14 protein-coding genes are annotated in these 16,937 nt (G+C 39.5%); 6 read left to right on the top strand and 8 right to left on the bottom strand.

The window, feature by feature from the left end; all coding sequences use genetic code 11:
• Position 1: 1 nt before the first annotated feature.
• Positions 2–229, bottom strand: coding sequence for a hypothetical protein (locus BFP71_RS13000; RefSeq protein WP_069835897.1), 228 nt, complete (start codon positions 227–229; stop codon positions 2–4).
• Between the two features lie 158 nt (positions 230–387).
• On the opposite strand from BFP71_RS13000, the gene BFP71_RS12995 reads away from it, so the two are divergent.
• The 4 genes from BFP71_RS12995 (at position 388) to BFP71_RS12980 (ending at position 6,591) form a co-directional block, all read left to right on the top strand.
• A complete protein-coding gene (locus tag BFP71_RS12995) occupies positions 388–780 on the top strand; it encodes a nuclear transport factor 2 family protein (RefSeq protein ID WP_069835896.1) in 393 nt (130 codons plus the stop codon).
• A gap of 176 nt (positions 781–956) precedes the next feature.
• Positions 957–2,087, top strand: a complete 1,131-nt coding sequence (locus BFP71_RS12990; RefSeq protein WP_069835895.1) for an efflux RND transporter periplasmic adaptor subunit — start codon at positions 957–959, stop codon at positions 2,085–2,087.
• Positions 2,088–2,090: 3 nt separating this feature from the next.
• Entirely contained in the window at positions 2,091–5,279 is a 3,189-nt protein-coding gene (locus BFP71_RS12985) for an efflux RND transporter permease subunit (protein ID WP_069835894.1), read from the top strand.
• Positions 5,272–6,591, top strand: coding sequence for a TolC family protein (locus BFP71_RS12980; RefSeq protein ID WP_069835893.1), 1,320 nt, complete (start codon positions 5,272–5,274; stop codon positions 6,589–6,591). Before BFP71_RS12985 ends, BFP71_RS12980 begins: the two co-directional genes overlap by 8 nt.
• Before the next feature lie 25 nt (positions 6,592–6,616).
• On the opposite strand, the gene BFP71_RS12975 is transcribed toward BFP71_RS12980, so the two are convergent.
• The 3 genes from BFP71_RS12975 to BFP71_RS12965 form a co-directional block, all read right to left on the bottom strand.
• Complete coding sequence (locus BFP71_RS12975; RefSeq protein ID WP_069835892.1) at positions 6,617–7,912, bottom strand: type II toxin-antitoxin system HipA family toxin; 1,296 nt, start codon at positions 7,910–7,912, stop codon at positions 6,617–6,619.
• Between the two features lie 2 nt (positions 7,913–7,914).
• Positions 7,915–8,220 carry a helix-turn-helix domain-containing protein gene (locus tag BFP71_RS12970; RefSeq protein WP_069835891.1) on the bottom strand — a complete coding sequence of 102 codons (306 nt, stop codon included), beginning with the start codon at positions 8,218–8,220 and terminating at the stop codon, positions 7,915–7,917.
• Positions 8,221–8,396: 176 nt separating this feature from the next.
• Positions 8,397–9,317, bottom strand: coding sequence for an SRPBCC family protein (locus tag BFP71_RS12965; protein ID WP_069835890.1), 921 nt, complete (start codon positions 9,315–9,317; stop codon positions 8,397–8,399).
• Between the two features lie 204 nt (positions 9,318–9,521).
• Between BFP71_RS12965 and BFP71_RS12960 the strand changes: the two genes are divergently transcribed.
• Positions 9,522–9,755, top strand: coding sequence for a DUF3820 family protein (locus tag BFP71_RS12960; protein WP_069835889.1), 234 nt, complete (start codon positions 9,522–9,524; stop codon positions 9,753–9,755).
• A gap of 4 nt (positions 9,756–9,759) precedes the next feature.
• On the opposite strand, the gene BFP71_RS12955 is transcribed toward BFP71_RS12960, so the two are convergent.
• A complete protein-coding gene (locus tag BFP71_RS12955) occupies positions 9,760–10,911 on the bottom strand; it encodes a serine hydrolase domain-containing protein (protein ID WP_069835888.1) in 1,152 nt (383 codons plus the stop codon).
• A gap of 265 nt (positions 10,912–11,176) precedes the next feature.
• On the bottom strand, positions 11,177–14,377 hold the full coding sequence (locus BFP71_RS12950; protein WP_069837068.1) for a TonB-dependent receptor: 3,201 nt from the start codon (positions 14,375–14,377) through the stop codon (positions 11,177–11,179).
• A 178-nt stretch (positions 14,378–14,555) separates the two neighbouring features.
• Here BFP71_RS12950 and BFP71_RS12945 point away from each other — a divergent pair, with 178 nt between their 5' ends.
• Entirely contained in the window at positions 14,556–15,077 is a 522-nt protein-coding gene (locus tag BFP71_RS12945; RefSeq protein ID WP_069835887.1) for a DUF1905 domain-containing protein, read from the top strand.
• Here BFP71_RS12945 and BFP71_RS12940 read toward each other — a convergent pair.
• Both BFP71_RS12940 and BFP71_RS12935 read right to left on the bottom strand, forming a co-directional pair.
• On the bottom strand, positions 15,074–15,838 hold the full coding sequence (locus BFP71_RS12940) for a LytR/AlgR family response regulator transcription factor (protein WP_069835886.1): 765 nt from the start codon (positions 15,836–15,838) through the stop codon (positions 15,074–15,076). The genes BFP71_RS12945 and BFP71_RS12940 overlap by 4 nt on opposite strands.
• Positions 15,835–16,863, bottom strand: a complete 1,029-nt coding sequence (locus BFP71_RS12935; protein ID WP_069835885.1) for a sensor histidine kinase — start codon at positions 16,861–16,863, stop codon at positions 15,835–15,837. The genes BFP71_RS12940 and BFP71_RS12935 overlap by 4 nt, the downstream gene beginning before the upstream one ends.
• Positions 16,864–16,937: the final 74 nt, after the last annotated feature.

Raw genomic sequence — 16,937 nt, 5'->3', positions numbered from 1 at the left:
ATTAGGTCTTTTTACCTGCATTTTTTCCATCTACCCATCTTCCTGCGCGCACTTCACCTAAGTAAGTAACAGTCTTGCTTCTTTCGTACTGACGGATAGCAAATTCCATATCAGCTTTGGTATCTCTTCTGATTTTAACTCCAGAGCTAGAACCTTTACTTCTTACATCTAAATAAAACCCCTCTTTTAAGGTAGGCGGTTTAGTGGCTGGTCTTCCCTTTTTCTCCATCTATTGTTTTTCTACACTTTAAAAATGAACCTAAGTAAATCCTAGATTCTGAATCCGCAAAAGGTAATAAAAAAAGAGTTTAGATCATCGTCAGAATTGAAAATCTTGAACCATTCATTCATTTTGAACAATTGACGACCATTCCTCCTTTATAAAGCATGACTTTGCTTAAACTTTTAATACTCATGTCGTTTCACCAAGCGCAAACTCCGGAACAGGTTGTTCAGAAGCAACTCGATACTTACAATGCTAGAGACATTGATCGGTTCATGTCGGTGATGGATAAAAACGTAGCGTTATTCAATTTTTCGGATGGTAAACTTTTAGCGCAAGGCGAAAAGGAAGTAAGGGAGTTATATACCAACCTTTTCGAAAAATCACCTAAACTAAACTCCGTACTCAAAAACAGAATTGTGCTTGGTCATCAGGTCATAGATCATGAGCTCATTACCGGGCGAATGGGGAGCCAAGATCTTATAGAGTTGGTAGTTATCTATGAAGTAAAAGATGAACTCATTTATAAAATCACAGTCATGAGAAAAAACGGTTAAAAAGAAGGAATAGACCTTTCTTACCGTAATAATGCCACTTAAATCTTTATTGATTTTTGGCTTAAACCTTTTGGGCTTTTTCGCCTCCCATTCATGTAAGATTCAACTAAAAAACAGCAAATCGCTGAACATTTTATGCAGGAAATGCATTGTACATTTCAGCGAAGCAACAAACCATGGTAAGAAAGATTATTGGAGTCGTTTTAGGGCTCATTTTTTTAGTAGGTGCCGGCTATGTAGCTAAAACACTTATCGATAATAATAAAAGGGTGGTTCGAGAGGTCCCCAAAACTGTTAAAACCGTTTTCACTCAATCCGTTTTAAATACTGAAGTCCCAATAGTGGTAAAAGCAAGTGGCAACTTGGTTGCCTCGCGGAAAATTGAGCTTTTTTCAGAGGTCCAAGGTATTTTCAAAGAAGCTGAACTCCCCTTCAAAGCGGGACAGACTTACCAAAAGGATCAAGTACTGCTAGATATCGATAGTCGAGAGTTCTACACAAGCCTATTAGCGCAACGATCTACCTTATATGATATCATCACGGGTATGATGCCTGATTTGAAGTTTGATTACCCTGAATCATTCCAAAACTGGGAAACATACCTTCAAAACTTTGATTTGAATGAGGACTTGGAAGAACTACCAGAACCAGTTAATGACAAGGAAAAGTATTTTGTAAATGGCCGACAGATAGTCACCACTTATTATAATATCAAGAATTTAGAGGAGCGCTATCGTAAATACCAGATTTCGGCGCCATTTAGCGGTATCCTCACGGAATCCCTTGTAAATCCAGGTACACTGATCAGGTCTGGTCAAAAGTTAGGCGAATTTGTTTCTCTCAATGATTTTGAACTCGAGGTAGATGTAAATCAAGAGTACATCGATATACTTAGAGTAGGCAAAAGAGTAGCGCTTAGTGATCTGAGTGGGACTAACGAATGGCAAGGAGTTGTAAGAAGAGTTAACGGTAGACTTGACCAAAGTACCCAAACTGTTAAGGTATTTATCGGGGTGCAAGGAAATGGCCTTATAGAAGGTATGTACCTAGAAGCAAATATTGCAGCAAGATCGGAAAAGGACGCCCTAGAGATACCAAGGAACTTACTCAACAATGAAACTGAGATTTTTGCTGTAGAAGACGGTAAAATTACGACCAAGGCCGTAAACGCTGTCTATTTCACTGACAAAACAGCTATTGTCAAAGGCCTAGAAGATGGTACTCAAATCATTAGCCGACCATTACCTGGAGCTTATGACGGTATGTTAGTTAAGATTGCACCAGGAGCTAGTAGCGTAGAAAAATAAACCATGAGAAAGCTTATTTCCTACTTTATCAAGTATTCCGTGGCAGTAAACATTCTGATGTTTGCCATCATCGCTTTCGGGATTTTCGGTGTACTAAAAATGAAATCTTCTTTCTTTCCTTTGAATGAATCGAAGATCATCAATGTATCCATTACCTACCCAGGTGCCTCCCCTTTGGAAGTCGAGGAAGGGATCGTATTAAAAATTGAAGACAACTTAAAAGGCGTTGTTGGGATAGACAGAGTGACATCTGTGAGCAATGAAAACGCTGGAACGATATCGGTTGAAATAGAAAAAGGTCAAGATATCGATCTGATGGTACAAGAAGTCAAGAATGCCGTTGATCGTGTACCGTCCTACCCAAGTGGAATGGAACCGTTAGTAGTCAACAAGACAGTCAGTGTTAGGCCGACCGTTTCATTTGCGCTGAGCGGTGATAATATCCCGCTGATTACCCTCAAAGCAATTGCAAGAGAAATAGAAAATGACCTAAGAGGTATAGAAGGAATCTCACAAGTAGCCATCACTGGTTACCCTGCTGAAGAGATCGAAATTGCCGTACGTGAAAAAGACTTGCTTGCTTATAATTTGACTTTCCAAGAGGTGGCTCAAACAGTGGCAAGAGAGAATATTTTGGTTTCTGGTGGTAACATTAAAACAGACATCGAAGAGTATCTTATCAGGGCAAATACCCGCTCCTATTTAGCGAATGAGCTTGATTTTTTGATCGTCCGTGCCGATCCATCGGGTAATGTGATTCGACTAAGAGACATCGCAGATGTACGCGATCGATTTGCAGAAAGTCCCAATGCAAGTTTCTTCAATGGCGATGTTTCAGTAAACATTAGCATAAGTAATACTAATGATGAAGACCTATTATCTACCGCCGAAAACGTTAGAAACTATGCAGAAGAATTCAACCAACGATACACTAATGCAAGGCTAGACATTGTAAACGACACTTCTATAAGTCTTTCGCAAAGAACTTGGTTGTTAATTGAAAACGCAGGAATGGGTGTAGCACTCGTTCTAATATTCTTATCCCTATTCCTAAATACGCGACTTGCATTCTGGGTAGCCATCGGTATACCTGTAGCCTTTTTAGGTATGTTCATATTCGCGCCAGGCATGTCGGTGACCATCAATATCCTGTCATTATTTGGCATGATCATCGTCATTGGTATTCTTGTTGATGACGGAATCGTTATTGCCGAAAACATTTATCAGCATTACGAAAAAGGAAAAAATAGAGTTCAAGCCGCCATCGATGGCACAATGGAAGTTGTTCCTCCGATCGTATCGGCCATTCTGACGACGCTGTTAGCGTTTAGTACATTCTTATTCCTAGATGGTAGAATTGGAGAGTTCTTTGGTGAAGTTTCCATCGTAGTAATTCTAACCCTGTCAGTTTCTCTTGTAGAAGCATTGATCATATTGCCCGCTCACATCGCCCATTCGAGAGCTCTAACGAAAGAAAACCCAGAGAAAAAAGTAGGTGGATTAAATCGTGTTTTTAGCAAACTCAGAGAAGTCAACAAGTTTGGCGATAGAATTATTAGTGTATTAAGAGATCGTATTTACGCTAGATTTCTGCGTTTTGCACTCAATAATAGGTTCCTCACTTTAGCGGTTGCCTTTTCCATCTTAATACTAACCATTGGTGCCATTGGAGGTGGTATGGTAAGAACAACCTTCTTCCCTCAAATTGCCAGTGATCAAGTCAGCATTACGCTCAAGATGCCAGAAGGTACTAGTGTGGATATCACGGATTCAATCCTAACGGTAATTGAAGAAAAAACTTGGGAAGTAAACGAAGATTTCACCGCTCGCCAGACTGATAATAGGCAAGTAATTCAAAATGTAATCAAAAGACTCGGCCCCGGGACAGGAAATGGTTCCTTGAGCATCAATTTACTCCCAGGCGAGTTAAGAGACTTTCCTTCAACGGATATTGGTAATGCTATTAGAAAATCGATGGGGCCTGTTTATGGCGTAGAAGCACTAACTTATGGTGGTGGTCGAAATTTCGGAGGAAGCCCAATCTCAATCTCCCTTCTGGGGAGCAACATTCAAGAACTAAAGTCAGCAAAGGCGGAGCTAAAAACAGCAATGCAAAACAATGCCTTACTCAAGGATATTACAGATAATGATCCCTTGGGCATAAAGGAAATCAACATTGTACTGAAAGAAAAAGCATATCTATTGGGTTTAAATACGCAAGACGTAATGTCTCAGGTTCGTAATGGATTCTTTGGTTTTCAAGCACAAAGATTTCAGAGAGGACAAGACGAAATTCGTGTTTGGGTTCGATATGATGCAGAAAATAGATCGAGTTTGACAAGACTCGATGAAATGAAGATTGCCACACCAGATGGCACAAGAGTACCATTTGCCGAAATCGCTAACTATAGTATAGAAAGAGGCGAAATTTCGATCAACCATTTGAATGGAAGAAGAGAGGTTCAAATACTAGCTGACCTTTCCGATCCATCAGAAAGTGCCCCAGATATTCTTGCTGACATTAAGGAAAATGTCATGCCAGCTATCTTGTCACAATACCCTTCTGTATCAGCACTTTTTGATGGGCAAAAAAGAGAACAAAACAAATTGTTAGCTTCGGTTAATACGGTGGTACCTGTGGTCATCATCCTCATTTATATGACCATTGCCTTTACTTTCAGATCATACGATCAGCCATTATTACTCCTCCTACTCATTCCATTAAGTTTAATTGGGGTTGTTTGGGGCCACTATATCCATGGTTTCCCGATTAACATATTATCATGGTTGGGTATTATAGCACTCATCGGAATTATGGTTAATGATGGATTGGTTCTGATCGGGAAGTTTAATAGCTACCTAAAAGATGGTATGTCATTCGATGTAGCACTTTACGAAGCATCTAAATCTCGTTTTAGAGCAATTTTCTTAACATCACTAACGACGATCGCTGGACTAGCACCGCTAATTTTTGAAACCAGTAGACAAGCGCAATTTCTAATTCCAATGGCAATTTCTATTGCCTATGGCATTGGAGTAGCCACAGTTTTAACGCTTGTGATTCTACCAATCTACTTATCATTGGCTAACAACCTCAAAGTAGGTACGAAATGGCTTGTAAGTGGTCAGAAAGTCCCGAAAGAGCAAGTGGAAAGAGCAATTATTGAATTAAAAACTGAAGTTCATGACTAAGAAGAGCTTGATTATTTTTTGCCTAAGCTTAGGCTTTAGTCTCCAGTTAAGCGCTCAGAATCCTTTATCAAAAGCTGAGGCCATACGACTGGTCATGGAGAATAATTTTGACATTCGTTTATCGGAAAACGACATCAAAATTGCCGAGAACAATACGAGTATTCTCAATACAGGTTACTTGCCAACATTAAATGGTACTGCAGGAATAACCTACAACAGCGAAAGCATTAGCGCAGTATTTAGAAGCGGCGATCCAACAGATATCAACGGAGCAAAATCGGACAATAGAACCGCAAATCTAAACTTGAACTACGTCCTTTTTGATGGTTTTAATAGGAAATATAACCTCGAGCGTAACAAAGAAAACCTCAATATTGCGCAATTAAATGCAAAGGCAACACTTGAGACCACCCTATTCAACCTATTCAATGCTTACTACGATGTAGCCAGAAACCAATTACAAGTAGAAAGCCTGAAAGAAACATTAGAAATATCAAAAGAACGGCTTGTAAGGACTAATTATGGCTTTGAATATGGTCGAAGTACGCGACTGGACGTGTCAAACGCAGAAGTTGATATTAATAATGATAGCATCAATTATTTGAATGCAGTACAAACCCTAGGCAACGCTAAGCGAAATCTAAACTTAGTCCTAGCCAATAGTATTGATGATGACTATGATGTAGACACTACCCTGCTATTCCAAAATAATTTGCAGAGAGAAACTTTAGAAGAAGCATTGAAAACGGGCAATGTTCAATTGGCCTTAGCGCGTTCGGGAATACTTATTTCTGAATACGACGAGCAAATTAATAAAGCGCGATTCTTACCTACTCTAAGTTTAAATGGATCTTATAACTACCGATTGGGAAACAATAACCCTGCTTCATTCTTAATTTCAAGTACCACTAGAGGCGTGTCTTATGGTGCAAATTTATCATGGAATTTGTTTGACGGTGGTGCGTCACAAACAGCCATTAGAAATACTAGAGTCAGTAGAGATTCACAAGAACTTTTATTAGCTCAAACCACCGAGCAAATCAGCCTAAATTTTGAAAATGCGTGGGCAGATTATGAAAATCGAGCTTTTAATGTCCGAGCTCAAATGAATAATCTCAAAACGAATGAATTAAACTTCGAAAGAACAAAGGAACAATTCAAATTGGGAAGAGTGACATCAATTGATTTCAGAACCGCACAAAGCAACTTACTCAATGCACGTATTAGTCTAATTCAAGCCAGATATGATGCAAAACTCGCTGAACTGACACTTTTCCAATTGATCGGTAAGATTCAAGAAGCCAATTTTTAAGGATTAATTGGCTGTTAAACATTTATTAGAGGTTAAGTCTGTGAGTTTTACCAATGGCGCTGATTCTATCATTAGAAACGCCCGTCTCTTTTGCATAATCAGACCAATTGCCAACAATGTTTTTCACCCTGTCCAGATGTTCCTCAGGATTCTTGATGGACTGTTCCTTACCAAATTCGATTAAATCACTTTGTGAAAAATTAGAGCGTTTTCCTTTAATAGTCATTTGATGCGAACTTGTCCATTGTCCGTTAGGGTTGAATGCCCAATTCACGTCATAGGCTGGCGATAGCCTCCATTCCCCTCCTTTTTCAAGCAAGAAAGCTATATTCTTGGTGTGATCATCTTGATTACGAGCAATCACGTTAAATAGCATCCTGATGTATTGTTGCTCAAAATCATGATAAGGCAAGCCCAATTCACGCATATCGGCCATTGCATCTTCATAGCCATACGCCGCTGGTTGCATAAAATCATAATGTGCCATTGCGCATAGCGTCTGCATGTGAACCTTTTCTCCAGTACGCCCACGGTCAAAACGTTTAGTCATAAAATGAGCTCGACCATTTTCTTCTAATAATCTACTGGGCATCATTTCTATACCACAGGCTTTGGCCATTAAATAATAAGCCATTTCAATTCTACCATAACCAACCGGATCACCTAATCCACCAGCATCCACTCCGTCAAACTTTAAGATGTAGTAGGAAAAGTCTTTTGGTAAAAGAAACTGCCCAGATTTAATCTTGTGAGTCTTTTCATTGAGCCCAATAATCGCTTTGGGACGCTGACCACCGGCAGATGTACCAACTCTAATTAAGTCTTTCATGGCTTTTTCCTCATCCTTGCTCAGGTTAAGGTTTAAAGACTGCCTGTCATCTAGCACCTTGTTAGTCAGCGTGAGTAAAGACTCTACTGCTATATCTCGCGTTTGCTTACCAAAAGGAGTACTTGAAGGTTCAAACTCTAAAGCACCCATGCCGCGTACACCAACATAGCTCAATTTTTCAATGGGGTTAATGGATTCAGCTGACCTTCTGTAGGAACTCAGCCAAGAACGAATTACTTGATTTCCAAAAGCATCGGGCAATGAATCAGATAACAAGCCGGGTAATCCACTATAAGTATTAGGATTCAAGTTTGGGAATGAAAAAAGCCGTTCTCCCCGTTGTAAATCCCCTAATGGCATGGTTAAAGGTGCCAAGTCGATACCTTTGCTTACGAAAGATGATGCAAACTCGAAAGAAGCCGCCTGTCGACGTTCGTCCCAAAGAACCGCTCCTACCAGTTCATCCCATATTTTCACCCTGATAACAGCCATTATTATTTCTTCGGTTTACGTACCCTTTTTTGATATTGAGCCTGTTCTTCCATCACCATCATTGGGCTGGGGCCTTGGTCTGGGAGAAATGAGTCAAGCTGATCTAATAACTTTAACGCCCTTAACACCTGAATAAAGATGCTAAGACTTACAGAACGCCCATATTCTATATTCTGGATGGTATTAGTATTTACTCCAGCAATTTCTGCCAGTTCTTTTTGTGTATACCGCTTATTTATCCTTTGCTGTTTAACCCTTTCTCCAAGCACTTCTATAATTGCTTGGTCCGTCATTCTTTTCCAATTCATACCTATATTTTTAGGTTTTAAACTCACAAATCAACCCTAACACCTAAATGTAGGGGTATTATATCGTAAATTCAAATCAACTACACCCATATTTATAGATTTTAAACGTAAAAACACCCCATTACACCTATATTTATAGGTATAATAGGGTGTTCTCAAATTATAATTTAACTTGATTATTTTATAGCAAAATAGACATCTGTTATTAAATCTTCTGGTGATACTTCTTGTGGATCATTCACATAAACCTCAAAAGGATGTATCCCCTTAGCGTGTTTAAACTCTTTGGCTCTCTTCATTGACTCAAGCGTACTCCATGCATTACCAAGGTGCTCATAAGGTCCAACATGCCGCAGTACATACATCTTTGATGCTGGCACTTGTCCAGTAGTTAATCCATTCGATGTACTCACGGCGCCATCTGTTCCAATACACGCAGTGTAATTCACTTGGCCTTTTACCATATCCCATTTATGATAAATACAAAATGCATTGCCAAATGTCACACCTTCATTCCCCTGCATAAAGCCATGAAGCTTACCAAAGTCATTTGCCATTTGCTCACCAATACGATCCATATTACAAGTAGAGTTCACACCAACATAATGTGTCCCTTCAAAACTAGTCTCACCCTTAAATTCAAGTTTAGACTTAACCGCACCATCTTCAGCATATTCTTTTAAGAGGTTAAGCCCTCTTTCATAATCCATACCTACAAACGCCTCCATCATCTTTTTCATCCAAAACATGAAAAAAGGTAGGCTACCAAACATGTACCAAGTCACCTCACATCCGTCGGCGTTAGGCTTAAGTTCAAACCTCACTTTTGCTTGAGATTTCCATGGTGTCAAGAATTCTAGATCATAGTCAATCGACTCATTGGGCACTTCACCCGTGATCGTCATATTACCCTGCCCCGTCCGATTACCTTTCCATTTGTAATACTTTGCGTCTTCTCGAACTGTAACAGAAACACCAGGTTCCATAATTAACCAAGGCGACCATGCAGGCCAGTGGTTAAAATCATTCAGTAAAGGGAAAACTTTTTCGACAGGTGCATTGATCTGCTTTGATCGTTGAATATTGGTTTTTGGCATAGCTTAAAAAATTTTTGACAAATGAAAATAGGTAAATCGAAAGGATTCTAAAAATCGACAATTCACTAACTACCTATATCACAACCCTTTCACGGCAATTCACAAAAACCAAGTCGCTGACTTTAGAAAATTTCTAAACCGAGAAAACCCTGTTCACCAACTTAGATTAGAATAGCTTCATCAAGATTTCTATTTTTGACTTGAATGGAAGCGAAAGCAAACGGACAAATTCTAAAAGAACTGGTAGTTGTAAAAATGCCTTTTGGAAAATACAAAGGGAGAACGCTTTGCGATCTCCCTATATCTTACCTTGAATGGTTTGCGGGAAAGGGTTTCCCTTCTGGAAAGCTCGGCATGCAGATTTCTACCATTTATGAAATAAAATTGAATGGACTAGGCCATTTACTCGAGCCCCTAAAAATGAACCAAAGAAAGTAGGCCTTTACATTGCCGCTCTCACACGCTTTACCATCTCTCCTATCTTATTGGGCTCAAGCCATCGGGTAACAATTACGAGATCGTTCTTCTTATCAACCACAATAAAATTACCTCCAAACCCTGCAGCATAATAGATGGACTCATCTTCTACGTCTTTCCACTTTCTTCTGCCTTTATTTAACCACCATAAGTAACCATAGCTCTGGTTTGCTTCGGAGGAAACTTGAACTTTTTCAACCCATTCTTTCGAAATCAATTGTTTGCCATTCCAGTTACCATCATTAAGAAAAAGCAAGCCAAATCGGGCATGGTCCATGGCACTAATAAAAACGCCTCCTCCAGAGTGTCCTCCTCCCGTGACTGATTGCATTTTAACCCCATCTACGTTAACCCAAGAATTATCATAACCATACCATCTCCAAGTGGTTGAGGCACCGATTGGATCCATAATATGCTCTTTAAGGACTTGAGGCAATGGCTTTCGCCAAACATGTAATAACGAATAGGCCAAAACATTCACTCTCACGTCATTATACTCCATGACAGTTCCTGGCTCAACAGGTTTTTTGAACCTCCAATCATCCAAACCACCGCTTCTTGGAGGGCGATCGGCCCAATCCTGCAACCCAAAAAGTTCGCCTGACCATGCCGAAGACTGATTTAGTAAAGTATGCCAGGTAACCTTACTGTTATGTTCTCCATCAAACGTACCATCCCAAACATAATCACCAGCCTTGTCCATTACATTTCTAATCAACCCCTTGTCGATGGCAAGCCCAGCCGTGGTTGACAAATAACTTTTAGTAACACTATGCGTCATATCTACGCGATCCACATCACCCCACTGTGCTATTATATAACCTCCCTTAAGAATTACGCCAGCAGGGCCACCTCTTTCTCTCATTGGACCTAAAATCTCGTGAAACGGCTCCGACCTAAAACCGATCAACGAAGCGACTCGGGAATCCTTCGAACCTGAATACTCATTTGCTTCCGCATAGGCCACGGCTTCAGACAAGGTCGTTGCATTCACTCCCATTGACTCTGGTGTTCTTGATTCCCAGGTATTCTTAGGAGGGAAATAAGTCTGTGCAAAACCGACATTTGCGTAAATAAATACTAAAAGCAGGATGATTATCGACTGGGATTTTTTCATGAAAATAAGTTTAAAGCGATTTATACACTTCTAAGTGGAAATTCAAGAGAAGCTTTTATGAATGGATAAAAACACGAAAGGAGGCCATGACACCTCCTTTCTTCCTAATCAAAAACATGACTTGACATCACATTTTTAACATCTTTTTCTAAGCAATACGCACAAAGTTAACACACTTACAGTTTGTGTAAAGTTTACCAAACATTATTTATAAAAAAAGAGAGGCAAAATGCCTCCCTTTCTAAAAATCTAGACCTATGATTTCCTAGAAAATATATCTAAGTCCTAATTGCACCTGCCATCTAGACAACAAACTAAAGTCATCTACAAATGTCTCTCTTTGGTTTGTTACAAAAGTGTAAGTCGGTTCCAATGTACTTTGGTTAACCGTAATGGAAATTGGTTGAACGCTCAATGGATTTTGTCTCACGCCCCAATCAGAATTGAGCATGTTACCCACGTTTAGCACATCTAAGGAGAACTGAAGAGTTTTTCCGTTAGGTAAATTATAGTCTTGTAAAACTCTCATATCCCATCGGCCATACCAAGGACTCAAAGCGGCGTTTCTTTCTGCATATTGTCCTCTACGGCTACTCAAATAAGGGTCTTGATTGATGAAGTTATTAAAGGCAGACCTCTGGATTCCTTGTAGAATTGCATCACCAAAGAAATTATAGTCAAATAGTTCATCGGCACGAGGGACATAAATAAGGTCGTTTAAAACCGAGCCATCACCATTGGCATCACCTGCATACGTATAGCTATATCGGCCTCCTTCTGCATATTCTGCAAAAAGTGAGACTGTTGTTTTCCATTTACCACCACCGTACTCAAAGGCTTTATTTGCCGTAGCAACAAATCTATGCCTGTTTCCATAAAGCGATGGGCTCAATGCCGATGTATTGACATTATTTACCGCTGCATTTCTTTCAAAAGCATCGCCTGAAATTTCTGCTTCAATAGAGCTAATATCCTTGGCATCAAGGTAGTTATAGCCAAGAGTGGCATATATACCATTGCTAAATTGTTTCTTGACCTCAATGGTCCAGTTAATACTTCTACCAGTGCTTTCGCTAGTGAATACGTAAGCGTTTTGGCCCACATTTCCGAATGGATCGATGGACTTATCAGTAGGTAAATAATAAGCTCTATTATCCACCCCCGAAAGGAATCCAGTCGGCGTTCTTAAGCCAAAGTTCCTCACCATCATGGCATTGATATCCTTGGTATAGATCAGGTCTGTTGTCACGAACCAACCATCGCCAAATGATCGATCATACCCTATGTTAGTTCTCCATACTTGCGGAAATTGAAAGTCCGGATCGGTAACTGTGTAAAAGAAAAAGTCTGGGTTAGCTACTTGGTTTCCTAACCAAACAAATGGGAAACGGCCGGTGAACAAACCACTTCCTCCCCTTAGTTGAAAAGACTGATCTCCGTTTACATCCCAATTAAACCCAATTCTCGGTGAAATTAACGGTTTGTTTGTAGGCAGTTCGGTGTGGTCGAACTGAACAGGCTCATTATTCTCGTCATAATATATTACGCTTGGTGCATATGAGCCTGTGAAAATACCGTTAGCCGGGTCAAGCAACCCTCCTTTTCTATCTATGTTTTCTTGAATCTTCTCATCAGTATCAAAAAACAATGGCTTGTCGACACGAACTCCATACGTTAAAGTCATGCGATCGTTTAGAGCCCATTTATCTTGCACATAAAAAGCCAACTGACCGACATTCGTTTCGGCCAATGCCCAGCTATTGTTCGCATTATTATCGGCAAAGGTTGTTCTAGCAAAATCTACAATAGGATCTAAACTACCAGCATTTACAAATGCTAAGAAGTCCGCCACACTAGTAAAACCGTTTTCAAAAGTTCCTCCTGGATAGGTGACTCCAAATGGCTCGTAAACACCTAAATTGAATGAATTATCGAATTGAAATTTTTCAAAGGAGGTACCAATCGTGATGGTATGATCTCCTGTATATATCTCGAAATTATCGGTAAACTGAAATACACTCTGGTCTAGTTTATTATTAATCGAGAATGGTTCGTGCCCCGCAATTATGCCTCTTAGTCCAGACTGAAGAATATTAACAACTGGGAATGGCTCACTAAATGGATCTCTAGAGTCTGTAAACTTGGTAAATCCAACTTGCAGTTTGTTAGAATGTTTACTGCTAAATAGTGACCTTAACTCTACTATTCCAGAATGAATTTTATTATTTATTCTATAACCTGAGTTAAAGAATTGAAGTGTTAGTGCATCTGGTCCTCTACGCCCCAAGGCTGAAGGGTGGGCATTTTGCTCTCTAAAGGCGTCTAAGAAGTTGTAAGTCGCAGTAAGTGTATGCTTGTCATTGATATTCCAATCAAGTTTTAAAATGCCTTTTTGATTGTTCGTGTCATGAGTATAGCCTTCAAAAGGTCCGGTTTCATATCCATAGCGCGTTCTCAAAATATCACTAACGGCATTAAGATCGGTAGCAGAAATTCTAGAAACATTATCACCTGTACTGCCAGGTCTCGAAGCTGTAAAATTAGAACCGAGATCTTCTCGTCTTTCTAATTCAAAATTAGCAAAGAAGAACAGTTTATCCTTAATTATCGGGCCGCCAACGCTAAAACCAGCTTGTATTTGATTCAAATCTGGAACAAAAATCTCATCCCCACTCACCTTACTACCCGTAAGGTCTTGATTCCTGTAAAAGGCAAATGCTGTCCCTTTAAACTCGTTTGTACCAGATTTGGTCACCGCATTTACGGCTGCACCAGTAAAACCAGCTTGTGTTACATCATATGGAGCTAGTGATACTTGAATTTGCTCAATGGCGTCCAATGAGATTGGCTGAGCGTTCGACTGGCCACCAGGTGTAGCTGCGTCTAAACCAAAAGGATTGTTAAAAATGGATCCATCTAAAGAAAAGTTATTAAACTGGTCGTTTCTACCGCCGAATGAATTTCCATCTGAAGAAGGTGTTAGTTTGTAAATATCTCCTGCCGATCGACTAATAGTCGGTATTTTGATCAATTGATCGTTCGAAATGACAGTAGCTGCTCCAGTTCGGTCTGGATTAATTTCTGATGATCCAGCGGTTACCACAAGATCGTCTAAAGCCCTTGTATTCTCCTTCATATCAAAATTGACCGCCTGATTTTTTCCCAGCGTTAACATGAAACCCTCTTTTGTCTGGGTATCAAAACCAACAAACGATGCTTCGATTTTATATGGCCCGCCAATTCTAACATTAGGAATATTGTAGCGTCCATTTGTCCTTGTAATGACGCCATATTTGGTTCCCGTCGGTTGATGAACAGCCATAACGGTGGCTCCCGGTAGAGGCTTACCTTGATCATCAACAACAACTCCACTAAAGGATGAAGTAGTGACTTGGGCAAGGATAGGACTTGAAACAACTACCATAAGAGCGCCAAGTGCTATCAAGAATCTTAAGTTTTTTTTCATTTGGGTTTGTTTAATGTGGGTTTGCATAAGAACACCCGTGCATGGATATTAACCTTAACTTAAAGGCAAATTAACACTATAAATAGACTAAATTCGATTGACTAGATTAAACTATCCCGCTTAAAGACGTTTTTAGGTTCGTCTTTTTTGGCAAGAGTAATAATTTTCGATACACGTAATGTTGAAATTCGAGACTACACTGGAACAATTTGATTGGAATATTTGGGGTTATCACTTACCTGTGAGTCAAGAGATCACGGAAAAAATGTCCAGTGAAAAGCACCGCCGGGTGAAATGTGTCTTGAATGGGTCAATAACCGTTTTCTGTGCTTTGATGCCTATTGATAAAGGCAGTTATATTTTAGTGAATAAGACTAATCGGAAAAAGTTAGGCCTTCAACTGGGTGACACTGTTCAAGTCGAATTAGAAAAAGACACTTCGGAATATGGAATACCTATTCCAGAAAGCCTTCTGGTCATGTTGGATCAAGACGAAATAGGCAGTAAGTATTTTCATGCTCTAACACCAGGCAAACAGAGAAGCCTTATCTATTTAGTGAGCAAGGTCAAGAGTGTTGATAAACAGATCAATAAAAGTTTAGCGATTCTAGATCACCTAAAGGATGTCCAAGGAAAACTCGATTTTAAAATGCTAAACGAGAAGATCAAATATTATAACCGATCAAGTGATTTTCTTTAATCGTTTAACCACGCTTTAAAACTAGAGGCTTTTTCTTCAGATACCGTGATAGGCTCCTCGGTCGAAAACTTAGTCTTTACTAATAGCTTACCCTTGAAATACTTCTCCACCGAACCGATAAAATCAATGTGTATCAGATATTGCCGGTTAGCCCTATAAAACAATTTGGGATCAAGCTGCTTGACGGTTTCATCCATCGTTTGGTCTAAAATCAACCTTTCATTGTTAAAAGTGTAGATAAACTGAACCCCACCTTTAATAAAAAAATAAGCTATTTGATCTACCGGAATAGAGATCAACTTGGAGCCTTGTTTCACCAAAAACCTGCTTTTATAGTCCTTTTTCCTCATGTTAATGGAAGATAAAAGGTCTTTCAAGTCCAAAGAATTCTCCTTAGCAAAGATGGATTTAAGTTGATTCAATTTCGCGAGACTTTGGGCAAGTTCTTGAGTCTTAATCGGCTTAAGTAAATAGTCGATACCATTCACCTTAAAAGCTTTAAGCAAATATTCATCAAAGGCAGTGGTGAAGATAACGGGTGCGTTGACCGAAGTTTTTTCGAAAATCTCAAAGCTTAATCCATCACTTAACTGAATATCCATGAAAATAAGGTCAAGATTAATCGACTCATCTAGCCACTCTACAGCGGATTCTACGCTATCCAGTACCTCTAGAATTTCAACGTCTGGTATCAGCTCCTCTAATATTTTTTGCAGCCTTCGGAAAGCTGGGGCTTCATCTTCGATAATTACGACTCTCATGCAAATTCTAACCTTCTTTCAGCCCTATTTTCTACCTCAATTAATGGCAATGAAACAACGAAACTATTCTCATCTTCATGGATACCGATTTCTTCCAACCCAAAGAATGCATAACGGCTCTTAATATTGGCCAGACCAGTCTTAGTCGATTTTTCTATGGCTTTCTTTGGTTGCAGATTATTCCTAACTACCAAGCGCATTTCAGCATCTATATAAACTTCTATATGCAACGGGTTCTTTTTAGAAACTATATTGTGCTTGATCGCATTTTCTACGAGCATTTGAATGCTAAGCGGGGCGACATATTTACGCTCATGTTTGGGGTCTACTTTAAAATTCGCAGAAAGGTTTTCTGGGTAGCGCATCTTAAGCAAATACAAATAGGTTTTAGCAAAATCGAGCTCTTCTTTTAGGGTCACTAGGTCTTTTTCTTTATTCTGAAGTATGTATCGGTAAACATCAGATAGACTATCGGTAAACTTTTGGGCCTTATCTGGATCTTCTGGTATTAATGCTGAAAGTGTATTCAAACTGTTAAAAAGAAAATGCGGACTCATTTGATTTTGAAGCACCTCGAATTGTGTCCTGATTTGCTGATTTTTTAGTGCCTCATTTATCCTAATCGTATTTTTCCACTGTTCGAAGAAATAGACCGCTTCATAAATTAGTCCAACAACTATTCCCGCGATGAGAGAAGGTACGGAATGCAATAGACTATAGTCCGCTGGGTTTGTCACATTGCCCTTTATATACATACTGATCACAAAATCGCCGATCAGTAACAGGCCTATTAGGGATACTGACGCCAGAAACAAACGCTTTGGCGTGTTACTCATTAAAGGAAAACGTCGCCTAAAGTAAAAGAACATCCAGCAGGCACTATTCCAATAAAAGGCAGTATAAAGGAACGATTCGAAGTATTTTTCATAGACTGTCTGATCATCAGCTGCACCAAAGATCAAGGCCATAATGAATGCCAGGATGGGAATACCAATAATTCGTACGTGTACTTCCTTTAATTTCATACCTAAAGTAAAGATAAAGTTTAATCCTAAAGAGGGAGAAAACAACGGAAAAACGTATTCTAGTCACTGAAGCC

Origin of the sequence: Roseivirga misakiensis, assembly GCF_001747105.1 — a bacterium.
In the GTDB taxonomy this organism is placed as follows: domain Bacteria; phylum Bacteroidota; class Bacteroidia; order Cytophagales; family Cyclobacteriaceae; genus Roseivirga; species Roseivirga misakiensis.
Note: the sequence above shows the minus strand (reverse complement) of the source record. Positions and strands in the feature narration are given on the sequence as shown.

What these genes read in the sequence shown, in the direction of transcription:
- BFP71_RS13000 (WP_069835897.1), bottom strand. Translation starts at nt 229, where the DNA reads ATGGAGAAAAAGGGAAGACCAGCCACTAAACCGCCTACCTTAAAAGAG.
- BFP71_RS12995 (WP_069835896.1), top strand. Translation starts at nt 388, where the DNA reads ATGACTTTGCTTAAACTTTTAATACTCATGTCGTTTCACCAAGCGCAA.
- BFP71_RS12990 (WP_069835895.1), top strand. Translation starts at nt 957, where the DNA reads ATGGTAAGAAAGATTATTGGAGTCGTTTTAGGGCTCATTTTTTTAGTA.
- BFP71_RS12985 (WP_069835894.1), top strand. Translation starts at nt 2,091, where the DNA reads ATGAGAAAGCTTATTTCCTACTTTATCAAGTATTCCGTGGCAGTAAAC.
- BFP71_RS12980 (WP_069835893.1), top strand. Translation starts at nt 5,272, where the DNA reads ATGACTAAGAAGAGCTTGATTATTTTTTGCCTAAGCTTAGGCTTTAGT.
- BFP71_RS12975 (WP_069835892.1), bottom strand. Translation starts at nt 7,912, where the DNA reads ATGGCTGTTATCAGGGTGAAAATATGGGATGAACTGGTAGGAGCGGTT.
- BFP71_RS12970 (WP_069835891.1), bottom strand. Translation starts at nt 8,220, where the DNA reads ATGAATTGGAAAAGAATGACGGACCAAGCAATTATAGAAGTGCTTGGA.
- BFP71_RS12965 (WP_069835890.1), bottom strand. Translation starts at nt 9,317, where the DNA reads ATGCCAAAAACCAATATTCAACGATCAAAGCAGATCAATGCACCTGTC.
- BFP71_RS12960 (WP_069835889.1), top strand. Translation starts at nt 9,522, where the DNA reads ATGGAAGCGAAAGCAAACGGACAAATTCTAAAAGAACTGGTAGTTGTA.
- BFP71_RS12955 (WP_069835888.1), bottom strand. Translation starts at nt 10,911, where the DNA reads ATGAAAAAATCCCAGTCGATAATCATCCTGCTTTTAGTATTTATTTAC.
- BFP71_RS12950 (WP_069837068.1), bottom strand. Translation starts at nt 14,377, where the DNA reads ATGAAAAAAAACTTAAGATTCTTGATAGCACTTGGCGCTCTTATGGTA.
- BFP71_RS12945 (WP_069835887.1), top strand. Translation starts at nt 14,556, where the DNA reads ATGTTGAAATTCGAGACTACACTGGAACAATTTGATTGGAATATTTGG.
- BFP71_RS12940 (WP_069835886.1), bottom strand. Translation starts at nt 15,838, where the DNA reads ATGAGAGTCGTAATTATCGAAGATGAAGCCCCAGCTTTCCGAAGGCTG.
- BFP71_RS12935 (WP_069835885.1), bottom strand. Translation starts at nt 16,863, where the DNA reads ATGAAATTAAAGGAAGTACACGTACGAATTATTGGTATTCCCATCCTG.